Origin of the sequence: Lacticaseibacillus sharpeae JCM 1186 = DSM 20505 (assembly GCF_001436225.1) — a bacterium.
GTDB lineage: Bacteria > Bacillota > Bacilli > Lactobacillales > Lactobacillaceae > Lacticaseibacillus > Lacticaseibacillus sharpeae.
This window is the reverse complement of sequence record NZ_AYYO01000044.1, coordinates 15629-37002: the sequence shown is the minus strand read 5'-3', so window position 1 is coordinate 37002 and position 21374 is coordinate 15629. Positions and strand designations below refer to the sequence as shown.

23 protein-coding genes and 1 pseudogene are annotated in these 21374 nt (G+C 56.4%); 6 read left to right on the top strand and 18 right to left on the bottom strand.

The window, feature by feature from the left end; translation table 11 throughout:
- Together alaS and FC18_RS08520 are read right to left on the bottom strand one after the other, a co-directional pair.
- The coding region (alaS, locus tag FC18_RS08525) for an alanine--tRNA ligase (protein WP_235804219.1) at window positions 1-2168 on the bottom strand (2168 nt) is incomplete at its 3' end.
- A 357-nt stretch (window positions 2169-2525) separates the two neighbouring features.
- Complete coding sequence (locus tag FC18_RS08520) at window positions 2526-3113, bottom strand: DUF4767 domain-containing protein (RefSeq protein WP_056976077.1); 588 nt, start codon at window positions 3111-3113, stop codon at window positions 2526-2528.
- 168 nt (window positions 3114-3281) lie between these two features.
- Between FC18_RS08520 and FC18_RS08515 the strand changes: the two genes are divergently transcribed.
- The gene (locus tag FC18_RS08515; RefSeq protein ID WP_056976075.1) at window positions 3282-4031 is read left to right on the top strand and encodes a potassium channel family protein; all 750 of its coding nucleotides are present in this window, start codon (window positions 3282-3284) and stop codon (window positions 4029-4031) included.
- A gap of 102 nt (window positions 4032-4133) precedes the next feature.
- Here the strand turns inward: FC18_RS08515 and FC18_RS08510 are convergent, their stop codons facing one another.
- The 5 genes from FC18_RS08510 to dinB form a co-directional block, all read right to left on the bottom strand.
- Entirely contained in the window at window positions 4134-4904 is a 771-nt protein-coding gene (locus FC18_RS08510; RefSeq protein WP_054677200.1) for a Fic family protein, read from the bottom strand.
- A 179-nt stretch (window positions 4905-5083) separates the two neighbouring features.
- Window positions 5084-6442 carry a DEAD/DEAH box helicase gene (locus FC18_RS08505; RefSeq protein ID WP_056976073.1) on the bottom strand — a complete coding sequence of 453 codons (1359 nt, stop codon included), beginning with the start codon at window positions 6440-6442 and terminating at the stop codon, window positions 5084-5086.
- Window positions 6443-6447: 5 nt separating this feature from the next.
- Complete coding sequence (locus tag FC18_RS08500; protein ID WP_054677198.1) at window positions 6448-7395, bottom strand: DHH family phosphoesterase; 948 nt, start codon at window positions 7393-7395, stop codon at window positions 6448-6450.
- Window positions 7396-7437: 42 nt separating this feature from the next.
- Window positions 7438-8754 (bottom strand): DRTGG domain-containing protein, encoded by a 1317-nt coding sequence (locus FC18_RS08495; RefSeq protein WP_235804218.1) that lies wholly within the window; start codon window positions 8752-8754, stop codon window positions 7438-7440.
- 215 nt (window positions 8755-8969) lie between these two features.
- Window positions 8970-10136 carry a DNA polymerase IV gene (gene dinB, locus FC18_RS08490; protein WP_056976069.1) on the bottom strand — a complete coding sequence of 389 codons (1167 nt, stop codon included), beginning with the start codon at window positions 10134-10136 and terminating at the stop codon, window positions 8970-8972.
- Between the two features lie 174 nt (window positions 10137-10310).
- Between dinB and FC18_RS08485 the strand changes: the two genes are divergently transcribed.
- Together FC18_RS08485 and FC18_RS08480 are read left to right on the top strand one after the other, a co-directional pair.
- Window positions 10311-11072: an exodeoxyribonuclease III gene (locus FC18_RS08485; RefSeq protein WP_054677196.1), complete on the top strand. Its 762-nt coding sequence runs from the start codon at window positions 10311-10313 to the stop codon at window positions 11070-11072.
- A 27-nt stretch (window positions 11073-11099) separates the two neighbouring features.
- Window positions 11100-11633, top strand: coding sequence for a 3'-5' exonuclease (locus FC18_RS08480; RefSeq protein ID WP_056976067.1), 534 nt, complete (start codon window positions 11100-11102; stop codon window positions 11631-11633).
- Between the two features lie 512 nt (window positions 11634-12145).
- Here the strand turns inward: FC18_RS08480 and FC18_RS08470 are convergent.
- The 8 genes and pseudogenes from FC18_RS08470 to FC18_RS08435 all read right to left on the bottom strand — a co-directional run bounded on the left by FC18_RS08470 (window position 12146) and on the right by FC18_RS08435 (window position 17427).
- Window positions 12146-12580: a DUF805 domain-containing protein gene (locus FC18_RS08470; protein ID WP_054677191.1), complete on the bottom strand. Its 435-nt coding sequence runs from the start codon at window positions 12578-12580 to the stop codon at window positions 12146-12148.
- 124 nt (window positions 12581-12704) lie between these two features.
- On the bottom strand, window positions 12705-13139 hold the full coding sequence (locus FC18_RS08465) for a DUF805 domain-containing protein (RefSeq protein WP_054677189.1): 435 nt from the start codon (window positions 13137-13139) through the stop codon (window positions 12705-12707).
- 134 nt (window positions 13140-13273) lie between these two features.
- Window positions 13274-14122 (bottom strand): annotated as a pseudogene (locus tag FC18_RS08460) (DNA/RNA non-specific endonuclease); the annotation flags it as partial.
- A 296-nt stretch (window positions 14123-14418) separates the two neighbouring features.
- Window positions 14419-14886, bottom strand: a complete 468-nt coding sequence (gene tsaE / locus FC18_RS08455) for a tRNA (adenosine(37)-N6)-threonylcarbamoyltransferase complex ATPase subunit type 1 TsaE (RefSeq protein ID WP_056976063.1) — start codon at window positions 14884-14886, stop codon at window positions 14419-14421.
- Window positions 14879-15862 carry a phosphate acetyltransferase gene (pta, locus tag FC18_RS08450; protein WP_056976060.1) on the bottom strand — a complete coding sequence of 328 codons (984 nt, stop codon included), beginning with the start codon at window positions 15860-15862 and terminating at the stop codon, window positions 14879-14881. The genes tsaE and pta overlap by 8 nt, the downstream gene beginning before the upstream one ends.
- Before the next feature lie 129 nt (window positions 15863-15991).
- Window positions 15992-16681, bottom strand: a complete 690-nt coding sequence (locus FC18_RS08445; RefSeq protein ID WP_054677185.1) for a uracil-DNA glycosylase — start codon at window positions 16679-16681, stop codon at window positions 15992-15994.
- A gap of 44 nt (window positions 16682-16725) precedes the next feature.
- Window positions 16726-16935: a helix-turn-helix domain-containing protein gene (locus FC18_RS08440; RefSeq protein ID WP_054677183.1), complete on the bottom strand. Its 210-nt coding sequence runs from the start codon at window positions 16933-16935 to the stop codon at window positions 16726-16728.
- A gap of 9 nt (window positions 16936-16944) precedes the next feature.
- Window positions 16945-17427, bottom strand: coding sequence for a DUF2975 domain-containing protein (locus FC18_RS08435; protein ID WP_054677181.1), 483 nt, complete (start codon window positions 17425-17427; stop codon window positions 16945-16947).
- A gap of 212 nt (window positions 17428-17639) precedes the next feature.
- Here FC18_RS08435 and FC18_RS08430 point away from each other — a divergent pair, with 212 nt between their 5' ends.
- The 3 genes from FC18_RS08430 (at window position 17640) to FC18_RS08420 (ending at window position 19671) form a co-directional block, all read left to right on the top strand.
- Window positions 17640-18545: a Cof-type HAD-IIB family hydrolase gene (locus tag FC18_RS08430; protein ID WP_054677179.1), complete on the top strand. Its 906-nt coding sequence runs from the start codon at window positions 17640-17642 to the stop codon at window positions 18543-18545.
- A gap of 44 nt (window positions 18546-18589) precedes the next feature.
- Window positions 18590-19069 carry a hypothetical protein gene (locus tag FC18_RS08425; protein WP_056976058.1) on the top strand — a complete coding sequence of 160 codons (480 nt, stop codon included), beginning with the start codon at window positions 18590-18592 and terminating at the stop codon, window positions 19067-19069.
- A gap of 167 nt (window positions 19070-19236) precedes the next feature.
- On the top strand, window positions 19237-19671 hold the full coding sequence (locus FC18_RS08420; protein ID WP_054677175.1) for an ACT domain-containing protein: 435 nt from the start codon (window positions 19237-19239) through the stop codon (window positions 19669-19671).
- Between the two features lie 102 nt (window positions 19672-19773).
- Here FC18_RS08420 and FC18_RS08415 read toward each other — a convergent pair whose 3' ends face one another.
- The 3 genes from FC18_RS08415 to smpB all read right to left on the bottom strand — a co-directional run bounded on the left by FC18_RS08415 (window position 19774) and on the right by smpB (window position 21345).
- On the bottom strand, window positions 19774-20205 hold the full coding sequence (locus tag FC18_RS08415; RefSeq protein WP_056976056.1) for a GNAT family N-acetyltransferase: 432 nt from the start codon (window positions 20203-20205) through the stop codon (window positions 19774-19776).
- An 8-nt stretch (window positions 20206-20213) separates the two neighbouring features.
- The gene (locus FC18_RS08410) at window positions 20214-20783 is read right to left on the bottom strand and encodes a GNAT family N-acetyltransferase (protein ID WP_082403878.1); all 570 of its coding nucleotides are present in this window, start codon (window positions 20781-20783) and stop codon (window positions 20214-20216) included.
- Between the two features lie 91 nt (window positions 20784-20874).
- The gene (gene smpB, locus FC18_RS08405; protein ID WP_054677173.1) at window positions 20875-21345 is read right to left on the bottom strand and encodes an SsrA-binding protein SmpB; all 471 of its coding nucleotides are present in this window, start codon (window positions 21343-21345) and stop codon (window positions 20875-20877) included.
- Window positions 21346-21374: the final 29 nt, after the last annotated feature.

Genomic DNA, 21374 nt, shown 5'->3' with positions numbered 1-21374 from the left:
CCCGCCGTTGCGGCGAGCGCGTCGGCTTGCTGGCTCAGGTATTCGAAGGCTTCCTTAGAGGTCACCGCTTCAATCCGGCGCGTGCCGGCCCCAATCCCGCTTTCACTGGTAATCTTGAACAGTCCCAGCTCGGAGGTGTTGGCTGGGTGCGTCCCGCCATCGAATTCCTTGTTGAAGTCACCGATGGACACAACGCGGACCACGTCCCCGTACTTGTCGCCGAACACCGCGATGGCACCAAGCTTCTTGGCGCTTTCGATGTCGGTTTCAACGGCGGTTACTGGTAGTGCCCGCCAGATCTGCTCGTTGACCATTTGTTCAACGGCCCGCAACTGGTCGTCGGTCACCTGACCGAAGTTGGTGAAGTCAAAACGCAGGTAGTCGGGTTCAACGAGGGAGCCGGCCTGGTGCGTGTGTTCGCCAAGCACGTTGCGCAAGGACTGGTCGAGCAAGTGGGTCGCCGTGTGGTTCAGGGAAACCTTGTGGCGGCGCTTGGTGTCAACGGCCAGGTTGTACTTAGCACCCTTGGTCAGCTCGCCGTTCACCGTGACGGTGTGCAGGTTCTGGCCATTAGGTGCGTGCTGCACGTCGGTCACGACCGCCACCGCGTTGCCGTCAGCGTCCGTAATCGTCCCGTGGTCAGCCACTTGGCCCCCCATTTCGGCGTAGAACGGCGTCTTGTCGAACACGAGCCGGGCGGTGCCGGCACTGACAGAATCAACTGCCTGGTCGTCGGCCACGATGTCGGTCAAAACGGCGCCGGCTTCAGCCACGCTGGTCCAGCCGGTGAACTTGGAGTCGGTCTTGATGTCCATCAAGGTCGTGTCCTGGTTACCCATGGACTGAGCGTTCCCGCGGGCAGCACGGGCGCGCTGGCGCTGTGCTTCCATGTTGGTCTTGAAGCCATCCATGTCCACGGACAAGCCGTTATCTTCGGCAATTTCGTTGGTCATTTCAACGGGGAAACCGAACGTGTCAAACAGCAGGAAAGCGTCATCCCCGTTGATCTGCTTGTCGCCATCGGCCTTCAGCTGGTCCATGATGGCATCGAGCTTGCTCATCCCGGCATCGAGACTGGAACGGAAACGTGCTTCTTCAGATTCGATAACCTTCTGGATGAATTCTTGGCTCTTCAGCACTTCTGGGTAGTAGGATTCCATGATCTTACCAACCACGGGCACGAGCTTGTACAGGAAGTCTTCGTTAATACCAAGCTTCTTGCCGTTCACAATCGCCCGGCGAATGAGACGCCGCAGCACGTAGCCCCGGCCTTCGTTACTTGGCAATGCCCCGTCACCAATGGCGAAGGTGACCGTCCGGGCGTGGTCCGCGATGATCTTGAAGGAGACATCGTCGGCCTTGCTTTCACCGTACTTCTTGCCGGCAGACAGCTTTTCGGTTGCCTGGATGATGGGCAGGAACAGGTCAGTTTCGAAGTTCGTTGGCGTGTTCTGGACAACGGAAACGACACGTTCGAGGCCCATCCCGGTATCAATGTTCTTGTGGGGCTGGTCAACAATCTGGCCGTCTGGCAGGTGGTTGAACTGACTGAACACGATGTTCCAGATTTCCAGGTAGCGTTCGTTCTCGCCACCAGGGTAGTTCTCGGGGTCGTCTTCCGCCACGTTGTTGAAGCTCTGGCCGCGGTCGTAGAAGACTTCGGAGTCGGGACCACAAGGACCGCCACCGATATCCCAGAAGTTATCTTCAACTTCATAGATGTGACTTGCGGGCACACCAGTCTGCTCCCACAGCTTCTTGGCGTCCTGGTCCTTAGGGTAAACGGTGATGTACAGCTTATCCTTGTCGAGGGCCAACCACTGGTCGCTGGTCAGAAATTCCCACGCCCACGGGATAACTTCCTTCTTGAAGTAGTCCCCAACGGAGAAGTTCCCGAGCATTTCGAAGAAGGTGTGGTGCCGCGCGGTCTTCCCCACGTTCTCGATGTCGTTGGTCCGGATTGACTTCTGCGCGTTGGTAATCCGCGGGTTTTCTGGTACCACGGTCCCGTCGAAGTACTTCTTGATGGTCGCCACCCCTGAGTTAATCCACAGCAGGGTTGGGTCATCCTTTGGTACCAGACTTGCACTTGGTTCAACCTGGTGGCCCTTGCTCTTGAAGAAGTCAAGGAACATCTGGCGCACTTGGGCACTAGTCAATTGCTTCATGAAAAATTCCTCCTATTGATAATCGTAAATAACCGCTGCGAGCACGGCGCTGTGCTCCCGCGAATAAACATGGATTGGTGAAAATAAAAACATCCCTGCATTTCAAGGGCGCTCATGCGCGGTACCACCTTGATTGCAACGATGTTTATCGTTTACCACTTATTAGATGTTTAATTCGTTGAGTAATATCAGGGAGCACGCCCGTGTTTGGTCCCGACGCTCTCATTAACGCGCCGTTTCTGTATGGTCAGCCACACACGGGGTATATCCTAACTTTGATATTATACAATGAAGCGCCGGATTTTGCACGCGGGTTTTACACCGCCGGATCCCGGCGCCGCAAAGCAAAAGGAATCACTATTCCCTGGTCGGCCGCTCCGGCTTGCCGCCATAGCCAATCGTGCTGAACGCCTTCATGATTTGCGTGGTGCTGCCAGAAGTGAGCTGTAAAAACGGCGCATTGTGCTCCGTGTTCACAGTGACAGTAAACAGCACCGGAGCCCCGCGGTGCAGCGCCGAGATGTAGATTGCAGCGGGCATTTCCTGGCCTTGTGCCTGCAGTGCGTACGTGGCCTGGACGACGTAGATATCACTATTCACGTCTGCCTTGCCGCTGCGCAGATACACCATTTTCCCACCGAGCTTGGCTTCATATTTAGCGTACACCGCCGGCCACTCTTGGTTAGCAAAGGTTGCCGGGTGCTTCGTTGTGGCCGTCAGCAAGTCCACGCCGTTCACTTGGGCATAACTACTGAGGTACTCGGTTAACTGCCGCTGATTTTTGGCCGACCAACCCATGAGGCCATTGTCCTTTTTGCTGTTCGCCTGCTTAGCCGCGGTGGCCGACGCACTGGGGTTGTCGTTTTGGGCCGCGCTACTGCACCCGGCAAGGAGCAGCACCAAACCAACAACTGCGAGTGTATTACCCAGTTTTCCATATTTCATATCCGTTCCTCCTGATGACGCTTACACCAAGTATATGCGATAGGCCTGGTCGCGACAATCCGTCGCGACCAATCTTCTAATCTTTGGTAAAATAGCCGCCGCCGCAGATGTTTTTCTAGTCATTGCGCTGTATGCTTAACGTGAAAAATAATGCACGAGGTGAGCGTCATGAACGCCAAACTAGAGCGGTTCTTTCGCATCTACAACGCCACGTTGACGGTGGTTTCCGTCATCGCGTTAATCGTGGTCATCCTGGACTGGTGCCACTTAATCAAGTTGAACCACCTTTTTGGCCAAGTCACCATTTCGCTATTGCTACTCATCTTCGCCAGCGACTACCTGATTCGCCTGTTCATGGCGCGGGGCAAGGCCAAGATGCTCGCGAGCAACACCTTCCGCCTGTCCGCGCTCGTCCCGACTGACGGCGTGGTGTCGGAGGAGCACCTGAAAAAAATGGCGCACAGCATCCGTACCGCCCGCAACATTTTCGCGGCGCACTGGCACCATTTGACCCACCACTTCCGCTCCCGCCTGATGCGCTTCTTGCGTGGCGGTGGGCTGATTTACTACCTCGGCTTGTCCGCGGGACTCATCCTCGTGGCGTCAGTCATTTACGCGTACGCCGAACACACAAACTTCTGGAATGGCCTGTGGTGGGCCATCGTCACCGCCACCACGGTTGGGTACGGGGACGTCACCCCGCACACCCTGCTTGGCCGGCTGGTCGCCATCATCCTGATGTTCACCGGGATTGGGTTAATCGGTACCCTGACCAGTTCGATTACCGCCTACTTCACCGCGGCGCCAACGACAATCTCGACCCCGGCCGACGAACTGCTGAAGTACCAAAAGCTCCAGCAAGACGGCGTCATTTCCAAGAAAGAGCTGATGACGCAGAAGAACCGGTTGCTACACTAAACAACAAACGGGACCACGCATCTGCGTGGTCCCGTTTGTTGTTTTTGATTAACTGCCATGTTGGTCCAGAAAAAGTACAAGCACATACGCACTCTGCCGATACTATTCCTGATTCCAACTCCGACCTCGTAGTTGCGGCTTAATCCGCAATGTCTTCGCGTCTGCCGGACTGTCCGCCATTGGCTTGGAAAGTTCCAGCTGCCTTTCACTAGGACTCGGCAATGCATCCATCATTTTAGTAAAGGCAACGGTGCGCGCTTCCTCGTCATTTGCGATGTAATACCTCATCAAACCAACCGTAAAATCAATTCGGTCAAGATCATTGAAAGGAAGAACAAGGTAATTGCCGGTTTCAAAGGTGCCCATGGCGGCATTTGCCGCAATTAACGCCGTTCGTTTGTTCCCATCCTGAAAAGCTTGTAATTTTGCTAGCTCCGCAAAGAGCCGCCAAGTGTCACTCTCGGTTCTTGGGGACTGGTTAAATTGATCAACTATTGTATCAATATCACTTGGGGTAATGATCGCTTTTGGGACATAGGTTTCTTGGCTTTTATGATCAATCACAATTCCGATCCTATCATCTTCGTTGTAGAATGCATTGCGCAAGTGACCTGGAATCTTTGGCTGTTCGGCTGAGGGGGAATCAAATTGTTTGTTGATTGCGATAATTCCAGCAGTAGAAAAGCCAACCTTTTTTACTGCGTCAATGCCCTTCAACGTATCAGTGAAAATTGCAATATCGTCTGCATTTTGCCGCAACGGTTTGGTTGAACCAGTATCTAACGCCTTTTTGGTCTGCAACGCGGTGCTACCATAATCATTCAAACTGCCTACTGAAGTGATAAACTTCGCAAGTGCTGTATTGTCAGTCATAGTTTCCCCCTTTCAACTTAATATCCGTTTATAGCCCAAATATCCGCACATCTAAATTCATTATATTGCGTCAATCACGGTTAGACAATTGGGCGTAACAAAAAACACCCGAGCGTATACTCAGGTGTCTTTCAAATAGCAAAAATGCGCGATTCAACTAACCATCGCCGTGCTTTGCGTTATGCCTTATTCAAGCCCTTAGCCTTATTCTTGCGTTTAGCCGCGCGCAATTCTGCCCGCTTCTCGACGCGACGATTGAACCATTCTTCCTTGGCAATCGCCTTCTTGACCTTCTTCTTGTAACCAGGCTTCTTCTTCTTCTTTTCCTTCTGCAGCATCCCGTACATGGTCTGGGACAGCTTGTCGGACTTCTTCTCCCGGTTCTGACGCCGGTTGCGGTCCTTGGCGTCGATGATTTCGCCGTCGTGGATGGTCTTAGGCTGGAAGTGAATGCCCATGCTTTCCAGTTCGCCAATCTTGTTTTCTTCGCCCGGTGCGTACAGGGTGATGGCGGTCCCGGTCATGCCGTTACGGCCCGTCCGGCCAACCCGGTGAATGAAGAATTCAGGGTCGGTCGGGATTTCGGCGTTGATGACGTGCGAAACCCCGTTGATGTCAATCCCGCGGGCAGCCAGGTCCGTGGCCACCACGTACTGGTAACGGCCAGCGGCGACGTCCTTCATCACACGCTTGCGTTCGCGCGGTGCGATGTCCCCGTGAATCTTCGCCACTTCCAGACCCTGTTCGGTCAGGTAGGCGTGCAGCTTGTCCACAGCTTCCTTGGTGTTGGCAAAAATCAGGACGAGGTAAGGCTGGCCAATGGTGAGCAACTTGTAGATCAGCTCGTTGGCGCTCTTGCCCTTCTTGGCAATCAGCAGGTTTTCCACCGTGTCGGCGATCACTGTCTTCGGCTTGAGCTCAATCACCAGCGGGTTGTGCATGTATTTCTTCAGGAATGGCTGCAGCTTCTGCGGAATCGTGGCGGAAAAAACCATCATCTGCAGTTCAGCCGGGAACGTGCTGGCAATCTTGTCGACCGTGTCCAAGAACCCCATGTCGAGGGTCATGTCGGCTTCGTCAACCACGAAGGTCTTCACGGTGTAACCCGTCAGCGCGCCGTCTTGAATGAGGTCGCGAATCCGGCCGGGCGTCCCGATGGCCAGGTGCACGGACTTACCCGTCAGCTTCTTTTCCTGCTTCTGGCGGTCGGTCCCCCCAACGTAGCGGCCGACGCGAATGTCGCCGATGTCCTTCAGCAGCAGCTGGGCCGTCTTGTAAATCTGGGTGGCCAGTTCGCGACTTGGCGCCGTGATGACCGCCTGCAGCGTGTCACTGGTGCGGTCGATGTTACTGAGCAGCGGCAACAGGAACGCGAGCGTCTTCCCGGAACCGGTCTGGGATTGGCCAATGATGGACTGGCCCTTCAGCGCCTTAGGAATCACCTGGGTTTGAATCGGGGTTGGTTCCACAAATTTGTTTGCGGTCAGTGCCGTAATCAGGTCGGGGCTGAGGTTGTACTGGTTAAACTTGTTATCCATGAATCTCACTTTCCGGCACTGGCGAGCAGTGCGTCTAATTCGTTAACAATCTGTTTGATCTCGGCGTCGTCCTTGGCCTTAGCCCCACTGGCTAAAGCGTGGCCGCCACCGTTGTGGTTCTTTGCGATGGGTTCAATCGGCGCCTGCTTGGAGCGCAGACTGACACGGAAGGTTCCGTCGTCTTGTTCCGTGAACATCGCCCACGCACGCACTTCACCGAGCCGGCCGGCGGTGCCAACCGCGGCCTGGTACTGGTCACTGGCAACACCGAGCCGCTTAAGGTCGCTCTGGTGCAGGACGTAATAACCGGCCCCATTTGGCGTGATTTCGAGGGTGTCCATGGCAAATGCCTGCAGCTTAGCCTGGCCCAACGTCACCTCAGTCATCTTCTGGTTGATGAGGCTGGCGTCAAAGCCGAAGCCAAAGAGCTGTGCCACCACTTCCAGCGTGTGCGCGGACGTGTTGTTGTACATGAAGCGGCCCGTGTCGCCGACAATACCGGCGTAGAACATCTTGGCCGCACGCACGTTCATCTTGAGCTGGCCGTTGCTGGCGTTGATGATGTCAATCAGCACCTCACTGCAGCTGGAAGCTTCCGGCCGGACCAGGCGCACATCCCCGTACGCATCATCGTCCGGGTGGTGGTCAATCTTGATCAGCTTCTTGCCCAGCTTGTAGCGGTCATCGTCAATCCGCGGCGTGTCAGCCGTGTCGGTCACAATCACGAGGGCATCTTCGTAGCGACTGTCCGGAATCTCCTGCATCGTGGCCAACCAGCCAAGACTAGGCACGGATTCACCCACAACGTAGACAGCCTTGTCGGGGTAGCTGTTGCGGATGGTTTCGGCCAGCCCCACCTGGGATCCGTACGCATCGGGATCGGGCCGCTGGTGCCGGTGAATAATGATGGTGTCGAAGTCGTCAATTGCTTGCAAAATTTGGTCAATTGCCATGATATTTCCTCCTGCATTTCAGAAATAGTATTTATTAACTGTTTAATTACGTTCAAGTAGCTGACACGTAAGCAGCGCCTTGGCCGCCACCACGTCATCAGCGGTGATGTCGATGTCAAACGTCGCAACGTGACGGGTCAAATCCAAAATATTGAGCCCAATGGTCACCCGAGCGGAGAGCTGGATTGGCCGCAACGTAGTCAGGGTAATGTTGTCGACCAGCACGTTCTGCCGCCCCGTGCTGCGCAAATAGCGGCTCGTGGCGCTCGTGATGAGCCCGTTTAGCACCCCAACGTTCAGGGCCCCAAACTTGTTGGTCATGATGGGCGCCGTCGCCACGCGGTAAGCCGCCGTGCCCCCCGGTAGCGGTGCGACGGAGCTAAGGGTGGCTTCAAGCTGGTCAGCAATCGTGGCCGGCAGGTGTTCGGTCGCCGGCGTCTCCTGGAGCTGCGCGAGCACGGTGGCCCGCGTCAGCACCCCAATGAGCAGCCCGGCGTCGTCAACCACGGGCACGAGCTTCAGTCCGCGGCCTTGCATCAGGTGGTTGACGGTCGCCACGGACTCGCCGGTTTTGACCACCGCGGGGTGCCGCTCCATCGCGCGCTCGAGCGGTGCACTGTCCTTGCGCTCCAGCACGGTGTCGGCGTTGGCCACGCCCACGACCCGGCCGCTCACGCTGATGACCGGAATCTCGCTGTGCTGTGTAGTCCGCGCGAGCTTGCGGTAGTCGCCCACTGTGGCTGGCAGCTGCAAGAAGCTCGCCTCACTGCGCGGCGTATACAGGCTGGCAACAGTCAGAATATCGCGGCGAATGGCCTGGTCGGACAGGGCCCGGTTAATCATCGTCGCCACGGTGAACGTATCGTGGCTAGTGGTGATAATCGGCAGGGCCGAGCGGTTAGCGAGACTCATGACCGCCGACGTGGTGTCAAAGCCCCCGGTAATCAGAACGGCCGCCCCACTTTCAAGCGCTAGCGCCTGTGCGTCCTCACGGTTACCAACAATCAGCAGCGAGTTGCGGCTGATGTAATGTCCCATCGCGCTGGTCTTCATCGCCCCGATGACGAACTTGTCGAGCGGCTTATCGAGGCCTTCACTGCCGCCAAGCACCCGGCCATCAATGACACGCACCAGGTCGGCGAAAGTTAACTGCGCGCTGGTGCTGCGCGGCCGGGGATCCGTGCGCACGGTCCCGACGCGGTCGATGGTTGCGACGAGGCCGCGTGTCTGGGCCGTCTTGACGGCGCGGTATGCAGTCCCCGCTGAGACTTTCTGGCTAGTCGCAATCTGGCGGACCGAGATGCGCGTCCCCACATCGAGGGATTCGATGTAGTGAAGTAGTTTTTCGCTTTTTTGCACTGCGTCACCCCCGTTAATTGATACAGCAGCAACTTCCATTGCCCAACTGTATCAATCCGGGGCGTCACTAGTTGCTGGTCTGTTTGTTTCTCGCCAAGTGCATAACTACTAATAGTATAACAGAAGCGCCGTCCCTCGTGTTGACAGGACAGCGCTTCCGCGAAAATAAAGGAACAGGTGCCGTCAAAATTGCCACACAGTCTGTTCCTAACCGTCTATTCTGTTTCTTCAGGCGCAAGCTGTTCCCGCTGGCGGTCACCGCGCACACTACCGGGAGTCAGCGGCAAGTCGATGTTCTCGAACGTAATCGGCGCCAGTGCAGTGACCGTGATGCCGACCAACCGCAACGACTTGCGCAAGCCGCCTAGTTCCAACCACAACTGCCAGGCCGCGTCATAAATGGCCTCACTACTGTCGAAGAAGGTTTCCGTGGTCACCCGCCGCGTGAGTGTCGTGAAGTCGACGTCGCGAATCTTGATTACGACGGTCTTGCCGTGACGTTCCTTGCGCCGGGCCGCCGTAAATACCATGTCTGCCAGCCGGACGAATTCGTTTTGCACCGCCGCATCGGTCTGGAGCGGCGGGTTGTACGTCCGCTCCTTGCCAATTGACTTAGCCTCGCGCACGCGCACCGGTCGGTCGTCGATGCCCCGGGCGTGCTGGGCGAGCACGAAACACATCTTGCCGAACCGCCGCTGCAATTCCTGCGGCGACTCGTTGCGCAGGTCAGCACCGGTATGGATCCCCATCGCCTCAATCTTGGGCAGTGTCTTCTTGCCTACGCCGTGGAAGTTACCGATGTCCTGGTCAGCCAGGAATTCAGCGACCACATCCGGGGTGACCACCGTCCGGCCACCAGGTTTATTGTATTCCGACGCCATTTTCGCCAGGAACTTGTTGTACGACACGCCCACCGCGCAGGTGAGGTGCGTCTTGGCCTCGATGGTGCGCTGCAGCCAGATTGCCAGGCTGATGGTGTTGGAAAAAGTGGTGTTCCCGGTCACGTCCAGGTACGCTTCGTCCAGCGCAACTGGTTCAATCAGGTCGGTGACTTGGTGGAAAACTGCATGAATCTGCTGCGACACGGCCCGGTACTTCTCAAAATCGGGATCCTTGAACACGAGCAGCTGCCGCGGCACCAAGCGCAGTGCCTCCATCGCGGGCATTGCTGAGTGCACTCCGAATTGGCGCGCAACGTAATTGGCCGTGGTGATGACCCCCTTGCCGCCCGTTTTGCGCGGATCATGGGCAATCACCAGCGCCTTCTTGCGGTACTCGGGGGCATCGCGCATCTCGATGGAGGCGTAGAAGGCGTCCATGTCCACATGCACAATCCGGCGGTGGGTATCGCTGGGTAAATCTAGCCGGAACAATTCAGCCATCTGCGGCGCCTCCTTTACGAACATACTTTCGCTTATATTTTCGCACAAATTTGGAGCCATGCCAATGCGCATTTGCCCATTTTCGCTGCCGCATCGTAACCAAAGCGCAACCCGCGTCGCCCGCGTCTTTGGTATAATACAAATAGACTAAGCACAAGGAAAGTGGGTAATCAGATGAAATTCATTTCGTGGAATGTCAACGGGTTGCGGGCGGTGCTCAAGAAGGACTTCATGGACACGTTCAACGCCCTGGACGCCGACTTCTTCTGCCTCCAGGAAACCAAGATGCAGGCAGGCCAAGCCACCCTCGACCTGCCCGGCTACCAGCAGTACTTCAACTACGCCGAACGCAAGGGCTATTCCGGAACCGCCATCTTCGCTAAGCACGAACCGCTGAACGTGACGTACGGCATCGACGTGCCCGAATACGACACGGAAGGCCGCGTGATTACGCTGGAGTACCCGAAGTTCTACCTGATCACCGTGTACGTTCCCAACTCCGGCCAGGAACTCAAGCGGCTTGATTTCCGCCAGGGCTTTGACGCCGAATTCCGCAAGTACACGAGTAAGCTCGCCGAGACCAAACCCGTCATTTACTGCGGCGACTTGAACGTAGCCCACAACCCCATCGACCTGAAGAACCCGACGAGCAACCACCACAACGCGGGCTTCACGGACGAGGAACGCAATGATTTCACCGCCCAGTTGGACGCCGGTTTCACTGACACCTTCCGCCACTTCTACCCCGACCAGAAGGACATCTATTCCTGGTGGTCCTACCGCTTTGGCGCCCGCAAGCGCAACGCGGGGTGGCGCATTGACTACTTCGTCACCAGCAAGGCCCTCGACGACCAGTTGGCCGACGCCAAGATTCACGACGAAATCATGGGCTCCGACCACTGCCCCGTTGAACTGACGGTTAACGGGCTCGACTAACGCACCACATATTTGAGGAGGAACAATTTGGATTTCATTGCCATGGATTACGAAACCGCCGCGGGCCAGCGCGCGACCGCCTGCTCCGTCGCCATAGTGGTCGTGCGCGACAGCCGCGTAGTTGATTCGTTCTACAGTCTCATCAACCCGGAAGTGCGCTTCAGTCCCTATAACGTGCAGGTGCACCACATTACCGAGTCCATGGTCCGCGACGCGCCGACCTGGCCGGAACTGTGGCCGCACATCCAGAGCTTCTTCACCGCCAATCAACTCGTTGCCGCGCACAATGCGTCCTTCGACGTCTCGGTTGTGCGCAAGAGCCTGGAGCGCTACGGGATTCCGCCTGTGCAGTTCCAGTACATCGACACGGTGCGTACCTCCAAGCACTTCTACCCTGATTTGCCCAACCACAAGCTGGACACGGTGAGCCGGGCGCTCAACATCGACCTGCAGCACCACCACAACGCACTAGATGATTCGTACGCGTGTGCGCGGATTTTGCTGGCAGAGGAAAAGGCGTTCTCGGCGAATGACTTGCGGGGGTTCGTGAAGTTAGCATAATGCAGATATTTGACCTTAAGCGCTGCGGCCGTTTACACTTCAACAATTAGTGCCACTACCTGATTAACAACTATTGAAAAAACTCCCTACAGAATTTGTTCACGGCAGATTCATTGCGGATACGCCATTCTCAGTTCGTGGTATGATAAGGCATACAAAAAGAGGACGTGGTGGAACACGTCCTCCCGGCATCCTGCTTTAAGAGCAGTGACCAGTTACATTACAACATTTTAGTCGCCCTGAAACTGTCCAAGGTTTCTAACAGGGCGGCTTTTTATTTGTCGTTGTGGCTGCCCAGCGCAATGATCAAAAGACCGAGCGTCAACATCATCGACAGTCTCGAAATGTCATCTTAGTTTTGCCTTCTACTGCCATTCCGGTTTTAATTATCAGTACCCGCCAACTATTCAGTTGTCCTAAAGCAGTTTCCGCTTATCCGTACTTGGCATCACCGTCACCACGAACGTGAACACGGTGCACGCCAGGCTGATGAGACCGTAGACACCATACTGTCAGCCGAACGCGCTGAACAAGGTTGCCGGGTCATCCGTCCCCATCTTGACCACAATCTGGGGGATGCCGATGAATGCGCCCACCCCCTGCGGCAACAGGTACGGCAGGAGCACCAGGAACGGGTTAACCCCGGCGTCCCGGAAGCGGCGCACAAGTAGCGCGATGGTCGGCACAATCGACGCGAGCGCCACCAGGAGCAAAAGCACTAGCAGCAGTACTTCAATCACGATTGGCACAACCGAATTACCCTGATTCCCCGCCACCACGATGATTGTCGGCACGAGGGCAATCAAGAGTGCGATGAAGATGATGGCGTAAATGAAGCGCCACAACATCATCCACCAGTACTCAGCGCGCGTACTGCGGCCGGTAAAATCAACGTAGCGCCGGAAGAACAAAACCAGGGCACTACCGAACCCAACATTTTTTTGCATAATTGCCTCCAAAGCAAATCAAATAATAACTACTTTTGCGCAAGTATAGCACAAATAGTGCGACGGATAAGCGATTACCACCAAAAAATGGCCTCCGCAATTAATAACGGAGGTCATTTAATCATCAAAAAGCATATATTCGTTTGCTTGGTAGTGACCCTAAAAACAGATTCACCAATAGCAGTGTGTAAGCCGTAAAGTCGACGTACGCTACCCCAGATTCCAGCGCCAGCGCGATCAGGGGCGCCACCACCGTGACCACCAATAGCCACGGCGTCAGGCCGGCATCCCGGTAGCGGCGCACGTGCAAGCTCGCATACGGCACCGCCAAAACCGCGTACGTGAGGAACATCACCACGAAGATGATGTCTGAAGCAAAAATGCTCGTCACGCTAATCGCAGGCGTGCGCGTGCGCAACCAGAACGCAAACCCCGTCGTAATCCCGATTAACCCGAGCATTGCCCACGCGTATGCCGCGCGGCCGCTGCGGCCATCGAAGTCAACGTACCGGCCAAACAGCCGGCGCAACGCCTTGATTGGGCCCATTAATTCTGCCATGTTGCCACCCCATTTCTATGCCTACCTGCTGTGCCTCCATTCATTAACTATATTATAGCACGGTCAAGTAAGCGCTAACAATTGGGGGCTAAAAAATCACCGCAATTGCTCGCGGTGACTTAGTTCACTATGCATTACCCAACCTTGCATTGACGCAAGTGGCGCGCCTTGGCTGCCTTCAGGGTAATCTTGCTGATGTGCTTGCTGCGCTTTAACGTGCGGCAAGTACGGTGCAGGTGGTATACCTTCCCGTTTGGCACCACGTAGACATAGGCCGGTGCGGCTTTGCGGACAACTTTCTTGGTTGTCTTTTTGGCCGGCTTCTTGACCACCTTTTTAACCGTCTTCTTCACGGTCTTCTTGGTCGTCTTCTTGACTACCTTCTTCGCCGGTTTAGCCATCGCCGCCTTGCTGACAACGCTGTTCCCCGTGCTGTAGTTCAGGGACACGCCCTTTTGCACGTTGAAGATGTAGACGTTGAAGCGCACCGAGTTGGAACCCACGCTCTGGGCCATCATGTGCACCCCACGGGCCAGCAGTTCGCGGCCACGGAAGACAGGTTCCACACGGTAGCGAACGTAATTGCGCGTTGAACGGCGCAGGTAGACGGCCACTTGGTTCTCGTAGTGCTCCATCCCCGGCGTGTTCAGGGACGCGGTCCCGGTCATCAGGTTCTTCCAGTTGTTGTTCTGACCGGTCAGCTGGTAGCCAATCAGATGGCTGCGGTTAAATAAGTAGCCACTACCAATTTTTTTATTGTGCCACCCAGTTGGATTAACGGTGAGTGCTTGGCGCGCACGCTTAGGCATTAATTTCTTGCTGAGCATGGCGTTGGCGGTCGTCACCCGGTTTTGGCGATCCAGGTTGCCGTACTTGGCCCAGGCCCCACGTTTCGTGGACAGGTCGGCCTTGCTGAAGGTCGCCCGGTTCTTATTCACCGTGATGACTTGGTGCCCGTGGTAGTTCTGACCGGCAAACCAGGCGTACGTCCCGGTTTTCGCGGCCGCCTGCGTGGTTTGCGTTGCGCTGGCGGTGCCCAGGCCAAGGCCCATGACCGCGGCAAATAAGGCAAGCACGCCGGTAAAGCGGTGTTTCTGCAGCATATTCATTTCTCCCAACTTCTTCTGGGCCATCCCCCGACAACCCGAATTAATAATGACAACGGTTATTATATTGGCAGAAATGTGGCTATTACTCAAGAGGCAGGCCATTAATTTATCATTAACTACTGGCAAAAGAAAAACGCTCACCTGATTTGGTGAACGTTCAGCACAAATATTTAAATTGCTTCAATCGCTGCCAGCAGCTTTTGCCCGCGGGCACCACGCGCATCCGCAGTCATCGTTCGCCGGTTGACGTCGTGGTCGTCCTTGTGGAAATGGAGCGTGACGTCGTCTTCTGGCGCGCTGACACCGAGGAACTCGGGCCATTCAACCACGCTGACGCCATCGCCCTCGAAGTATTCCTCAAGGCCGAGGTCCTCCGCACCGCCATCTTCCAGGCGGTACAGATCCATGTGGTACAGGGGCACGCGGCCTTCAGGATATTCGTGAATAATCGTGAAGGTCGGGCTCTTGATGGGCTGGGTAATGCCAAGCGCGGCGCCTAAACCCTTGGTGAAGCTGGTTTTGCCAGCACCCAGGTCACCATCCAGCAGCAGCACGTCGCCAGGTTGGACCACGTTTGCGACCTTAGCTGCGAACGCCTGCATTTCCGGTTCGCCGGCGAAGTCCCACGTCTTAGTCATTGCGCGCCGCCAATACCTGTGTTGCGGTGACCAGTGCCGTCTGGTAAACATCCTCAGTGGACGCACCGCGGGACAGGTCGGAGACAGGCTTGTTCAGGCCCTGCAAGATAGGGCCAACCGCCGTGAAGCCGCCAAGCCGCTGGGCAATCTTGTAGCCGATATTCCCGGACTGCAGTTCAGGGAACACGAAGACGGTGGCGTGCACGGCAACCTTAGAGTCGGGTGCCTTCTGTGCCCCAACACTCGGCACGAAGGCGGCATCGAACTGCATTTCGCCATCGATTGGGATTTCTGGCGCCAGGGCCTGGGCCTTGGCCGTTGCTTCCTGGACCTTGGTGACCATGTCGCCGGCCGCAGAGCCCTTCGTGGAGAAGCTCAGCATGGCCACGCGGGGGTCGATGCCGAACGCCTTGGCGGTTGCGGCTGATTCCACGGCGATTTCAGCCAGTTCATCGGCGTTCGGGTCAATGTTGATGGCCGTGTCGGCGAAGAGGTACCGTTCGTCGCCGCGCTGCATGATGAACGCACCGCTCGTCCGTGAAACTCCCGGCTTGGTCTTGATGATCTGCAGTGCTGGGCGCACGGTGTTCGCGGTGGAGTGCACGGCCCCACTCACGAGCCCGTCAACTTCGCCAGTGTAGACCATCATCGTACCGAAGTAGGTGGCGTCACGCACGGTCTGCGCTGCCTGTTCTGCCGTGGCCTTGCCGTGACGCCGTTCCTCGAAGGCCTTGGCGAACTTGTCGTGGTCCGCGTCGGTTTCGGGGTCGCGCACGGTCAACTGACTGATGTCGAAGTGATTGTCAGCAGCAACCTTAGCAATCGCGTCCTTGTTACCCAACACAATCGCCTGCAAAACCCCGTTGATCTGCAACTTAGCCGCCGCGCCAAGAATCCGGGGTTCGGTACCTTCAGGGAACACAATCGCCACGTTCTTGCCCCGTACATTTTCTTCCAGTGTGCTAAATAAATCCACAATCATACCTCCATGCGCTATCCGTCAATCCGACCACGGTGGCCGGTCTCAATCTCGATGTTCTAATTGTAACAATTCGCGGCGGTCAGGCCAAACATTCACGCCCCGCAAATCTAAATTTTTCCTAAACTAGTCTAGCTGGTTGACCGTCGCGGGCAGCTGCCAGTTGATTGGCGTGGCCCCCATCTGTTCCAGCGCCGCGTTGGTGCGGGAAAACGGCCGGCTGCCGAAAAAGCCGCGGTACGCCGACAGCGGGCTCGGGTGCACCGACGCAATGACCGCGTTCTTGGTCTCGTCGATGTACTGGCGCTTGTTCTGCGCCGACTTGCCCCATAAGATGAACACCACGCCGCCGCGTTCCGACAGTGCCTTAATCGCCGCGTCGGTCACGGCTTCCCAGCCGCGCCCCCGATGGGAATTGGCCGCCGCACGCCGCACCGTGAGCACCGCATTGAGCAGCAGCACGCCTTGCTGCGCCCACGCCTTCAGGTACCCGTGATTGACCGGCGCAATGCCGAGGTCGCTTTGCAATTCCTTGTAGATGTTCACGAGGGACGGCGGAATCTGCACGCCCGGCGCCACGGCGAAACTGGCCCCCACCGCCTGATTCGGTTCGTGGTACGGGTCTTGGCCCAGGATCACGACCTTGGTGTCACGAAAACTCGTCCATTCGAACGCCTGGAAAATGTGGTGCATTTCCGGGTAAATGGTCTGGTGACGGTATTCGTCAGCCAGGAACATGTGCAGCTGTGCGTATTCAGGGCTGGCGAAGACAGGTGCAAGCACGTCCTGCCAGTCGTTGTGAATTAAGGTTTTCATCGGCGATACCTCCAGAGACATTTTACCACGCAGGCGCGCATTAACTAGTTAGTTGCGGTAGTGTAATGCAAAATATCGCCGGGTTGGCACTCAAGCACCGCGCATATTTTGGCCAGGGTGGAAAAGCGCACCGCCTTGGCCTTGCCGGTTTTGAGTATCGACAGGTTCGCCAGCGTGATGTCCACCGCCGCGGCCAATTGCGTCAGCGTCATCCCCCGCTTGGCCAGCATTGCATCTAAGCTAATCTCAATCATCGCGCGCGCCTAAATCGTCAGGTCGTTCTCGCGCTTATAATCCAGCGCGGACGCCCACAGACGCTGCAGCACGGCCAGGAAGACCGCGATGATGACGGGGATGGCGATAATGCCCAGGGCAATCACCATGATTCCGGGTGCGTCTTCTTGCTGGGTCACGCTGTAAATCAGTGGCAACCACATCAACGCCCCCACCGCCATGACGCAAACGCACCACTTGATGGTGGCCAGCAGGTGCACCGCCTGGTCACTGAAGGCCTGCTGTCGGTCAATGACCAGTAACAGCCGTTCCGCGAAAAATGCGGCGACCAGAAATGCCACAATCAGCAGGTACAGCCCGGCCACGAACGTCAGTGCCTGAAAGAAGGTGCCGGCGACTGGGGACACCAAAATCGCAAAGGACAACTGTGGAAAAGGCATTGCCGCCATCACTATAACCAATAAGCTGATCACACCCAGTGCTATCTTGAGGAACCACGAACCAATTTTCATCACTAAACCTCCAAGTATTTTTCTACGCCTAGCATAGCACGTTTCATATCGATAAACGATAAATGTTGTTGAAGAATCCATTAAGTTGGCGCCACCCGCCACTTACGCTAGCGTTTTCACAAATCCCTGCGAACATGCTAAAATATGGGTATACGTGTAGATTTAGGTAGAAGACTAGTTCCGGCGGCAGACGGCCGGCATGGGAGGACAAAATGATTAAGTTAATTGCATCAGACATGGACGGCACCCTGCTCAACGACAAGATGCAGGTGTCCGATGAGAACGCCGCCGCAATTCGGCAGGCGGGCGAAAACGGCATTGAGTTCATGGTCGCAACCGGCCGTGGTCTCACCGAAGCCAAGCCCCTGCTGGCTGATCAACAGCTGCACCCCGCATTCATCACGCTGAACGGCGCAATGGTGTACGACGAGGCCGGTAACTTAGTCGTGTCCATCCCCCTGGCTGACGACATGACGGCTTACTCGATGCGGACGCTCGACGAACGCAACATCTACTACGAACTGGTCACGGACCACGGCATCTTCTCCAACAGCCGCGTACGCCGGATTCAGAACGTGGCGGACCTGCTCGTGAACCTCAACCCTGACACCAACTACAAGTTGGCCGTGGCGCTGGCCTCTGCGCGCCTGGAAATCATGAACATCAATTACGTGCCGAACTACACGGACGTGCTGGCCGACCCCGAAGTGCACGTGATGAAGATCATCGCCTTCAACACCGCCAGTCCGGAAGACCTCAAGGAGCCCAAAGAACTGCTGATGGCGACCGGCAAGCTCATGGTCACCAGTTCATCCGTCAACAACATTGAAATCAACAACATCGATGCCCAAAAAGGGATTGCGCTGACCAAGTACGCCCAGCAAAAAGGCTTCGACATGGATTCAGTCATGTCCATCGGGGATAACTACAACGACGAGTCGATGATTCGCGACGCCAAGTACAGTGTCGCCATGGGCAACGCCATTGACCCCATCAAGGACCTGGCCTGGTTCATCACCGCGACCAACACCAACCACGGGGTGGCCCTGGCGATTATGCAGGCCCTGGCCGAAAACCGGCGCGAGCAGAAGTCGGCCAAGACCGAATTCGATAACTAACAGCATGCACACGGACCAGCACGACGCAAAGGAGGAAATCCGACTTGGAACTATTTTTCGAAACTGATGCATTACATTCCGGGCGTTTTACCTCAGTCCGTGACGAGAACAACCGCGCCTGTTACATTTTGCGCAAAAAATACGGCACGGCCGGCTCCTTCCAGCTGCTGAACACCGATACGCACCTGCTCGGCAGCATCAAGAGCGCCGGGAAGAACCGCTATGAACTAACCGTGAACGGGCAAGGCCACGCGACGCTCATCCGGATGGTTGGCGAGACGCACCCGCTATACATGCTGCGCGGCTCCAACTGGCTGGTGACCGGCAACATGGCCGCCAACCACTTCCGCGCCTACCACGGCTTCGAGGCGATTTTCGCCAGTGACGCCATCGCCAGCGGCCAAACATTGCGGCTCTGGTGCGCGCACGCAGACTGTGCCCCAGCGAGCCTGCTCACGGTGGCCGTCCTCGACCATATTCGCACAGATTCCATCACGCAGCCCCTGACACCGGTTGCGTTCTAACAAAACGCCGGCCCTACGCCAATGCGCGTCGGGGCCGGCGTTTGCCTTTCTGGTTCAAATCCGCGCTTGTGCTCAACCGCGGGAATCAGTATAGTATAGGGGTGGCGAACACTGTCTGTCGTGTGTGCACCAACCAGCAATCAATTTAAAATGAATGAGGGATAATTGTGGACAAGTATTACATTGTCGACCGGTCAATTCTGCCGGACGTCGTGGAGAAGGTCATCGAAGCGCGGGCCCTGCTCGAGAACGGCGAAGTACACCAGGTGAGTGAAGCCGTGAAGCGCGTGGGCATCAGCCGCGGGACGTATTACAAATACAAGGACGTGGTCTTCCGCCCCTCACAGGAGCTGTCGAACCGTAAAGCCGTCGTGTCGCTGATGCTGCACCACGAGCGCGGCGTGTTGTCTGAGGTGCTGAACCGTATCTCCCTCGCCGACGCCAGCATCCTGACCATCAACCAGAACATCCCCATTCACAACTGGGCCAGCGTCGTCATGTCCCTCGACATCTCAAGCATGCCGAACACGCTCGACGCCTTGATCAACGACCTGCACGCGCTCAAAGGCGTGAGTGCAGTACAGCTGGTGTCCGTAGAATAGACAATAAAATTATTAAACAAATAAAGGAAGCAGTACGCAGCCCAACTTGGACACGCACTGCTCCCTTTTTTGTAAACAATCAATTATTAGTGCCGCCCACAACTACAGCATTCGCGCCAGCACCCGGCACGGCACGCCGTCTTCTTCATAGACCGGCCCAATGGCGTGGTAGCCCAGACTGGTGTAGAACGGAATGGCGGTCACCTCCGCATGAATCTGCAGGTCATGGATGTGCAAATCCTGTGCGTGCCGTTCGAGCGCGCAGATGATCTGGGTACCCAGGTGCTGGCCGCGGTGGTCGGCCCGCGTGGCGATGCGGGTCAGCCGCGCCGCATCGTCGCCTTCGCGCAGGAAGCGGCCGGTGGCAACGGGTTCTTTGCCATCGAAAATCACCGCGTAGACGACACCGGGCACGTCATTCTTGTCGAACTCATCCTCAATCTTGATGGTGCGCTCCAGCACGAACACCTGCATCCGCAGGTAGATGGCCGCCGCGCGCAACCAGGGCGCACTGCCCATTTGCAAATCGTACATATTGTCTCCTATAGCGTCTTGCGCATGTGCCGGTACATGTGGGCGAAAATCTTAACGCGCCCGTCTTCGGCAAAGCCCAACTTCTCGTACAGCGCCTGGGCCTTGGGGTTGACCAAGTCGCAGCATAGCCCCATATACTTGTGACCCGCCGCCTTTTGTCGCGTGCACGCATCCGCCAGCAGCTGGGTCCCAATCCCGCGGTGCTGCGCCGTTTCCTTCACCGCCAGCAAGTCCAAGTACCATTCGCCCGGGAAGCTCTCGTGGTCGGGCATCAGTTCGCGACCATCAGTAATCCCGACGGCCGGCAAAAATGGCGCGAAGGCGTCGTCGATGTGGTCCTCTTTTTCCGCCGGGTAGCCGACGCAAATCCCGACGAGCTCCCCGTCTTCTTCCGCCACGGTCGTGTAGTTGTAGCTGTAACGGTATTCGGGCACATTGAACGCGCGAGCGAACACCGCGTTCACGTCCGCAGCGCTCATCGCCATGAGTTCCGGGATCTCCATCTCGTCGAACACAATCTTGATGAGTGGTGCTGCCTGCTTGCCGTCTTCCGGACGTGCCGGTCTAATGTTAATCATGATTTCCTCCGTTATTTGGTCGCTATTTTCCGGGAAATACCGGATGCAAAAAAATCTTTTCCACGCGCGCGTGAAAAAGACTTCCTGCTAGTTAACGTTCGCGCAATGCACGGGCGATGTCGCGTTCTTGGTCGCGCTTCTTCAGCGTTTCCCGCTTGTCGTAGTTGTGCTTCCCGACTGCGACGCCGATGAGGACCTTCGCATAGCCGTGCTTCAGGTAGACCTTGAGCGGCACCAGGGTGTTCCCCTGACCCGCCGTGGCCGCGCCCAGCTTATTGATTTCCTTCCGGTGCAGCAGCAATTTGCGGTTGCGCAATTCGTCAACGTTGAACTGGTTCCCCTCGCGGTACGGACTGATGTGGACGTTTTCCAGCCACACCTCGCCATTACGAATCCGGGCGAATCCGTCCTTGAGGTTAATTTTGCCGTCGCGCACAGACTTGATCTCGGTCCCGGTGAGCGCAATCCCGGCCTCGTAGGTGTCGGTGATTGTGTAGTCGTGCCGGGCCTTCTTGTTCTGTGCAATCAGGTTATCGGGTTTTGGTTTCTGTTTTTTAGCCATTGTTGCCACCTCCCGAAGCTGGTGAAAAA

Coding starts and splice junctions, on each gene's coding strand:
- FC18_RS08430 (WP_054677179.1), top strand. CDS start 17,640: ATGATTAAGTTAATTGCATCAGACATGGACGGCACCCTGCTCAACGAC.
- FC18_RS08470 (WP_054677191.1), bottom strand. CDS start 12,580: ATGCAAAAAAATGTTGGGTTCGGTAGTGCCCTGGTTTTGTTCTTCCGG.
- FC18_RS08500 (WP_054677198.1), bottom strand. CDS start 7,395: ATGGCAATTGACCAAATTTTGCAAGCAATTGACGACTTCGACACCATC.
- FC18_RS08440 (WP_054677183.1), bottom strand. CDS start 16,935: ATGATTGAGATTAGCTTAGATGCAATGCTGGCCAAGCGGGGGATGACG.
- FC18_RS08465 (WP_054677189.1), bottom strand. CDS start 13,139: ATGGCAGAATTAATGGGCCCAATCAAGGCGTTGCGCCGGCTGTTTGGC.
- FC18_RS08515 (WP_056976075.1), top strand. CDS start 3,282: ATGAACGCCAAACTAGAGCGGTTCTTTCGCATCTACAACGCCACGTTG.
- FC18_RS08445 (WP_054677185.1), bottom strand. CDS start 16,681: ATGAAAACCTTAATTCACAACGACTGGCAGGACGTGCTTGCACCTGTC.
- FC18_RS08415 (WP_056976056.1), bottom strand. CDS start 20,205: ATGTACGATTTGCAAATGGGCAGTGCGCCCTGGTTGCGCGCGGCGGCC.
- dinB (WP_056976069.1), bottom strand. CDS start 10,136: ATGGCTGAATTGTTCCGGCTAGATTTACCCAGCGATACCCACCGCCGG.
- FC18_RS08410 (WP_082403878.1), bottom strand. CDS start 20,783: ATGATTAACATTAGACCGGCACGTCCGGAAGACGGCAAGCAGGCAGCA.
- FC18_RS08510 (WP_054677200.1), bottom strand. CDS start 4,904: ATGACTGACAATACAGCACTTGCGAAGTTTATCACTTCAGTAGGCAGT.
- FC18_RS08485 (WP_054677196.1), top strand. CDS start 10,311: ATGAAATTCATTTCGTGGAATGTCAACGGGTTGCGGGCGGTGCTCAAG.
- tsaE (WP_056976063.1), bottom strand. CDS start 14,886: ATGACTAAGACGTGGGACTTCGCCGGCGAACCGGAAATGCAGGCGTTC.
- smpB (WP_054677173.1), bottom strand. CDS start 21,345: ATGGCTAAAAAACAGAAACCAAAACCCGATAACCTGATTGCACAGAAC.
- FC18_RS08505 (WP_056976073.1), bottom strand. CDS start 6,442: ATGGATAACAAGTTTAACCAGTACAACCTCAGCCCCGACCTGATTACG.
- FC18_RS08520 (WP_056976077.1), bottom strand. CDS start 3,113: ATGAAATATGGAAAACTGGGTAATACACTCGCAGTTGTTGGTTTGGTG.
- FC18_RS08435 (WP_054677181.1), bottom strand. CDS start 17,427: ATGAAAATTGGTTCGTGGTTCCTCAAGATAGCACTGGGTGTGATCAGC.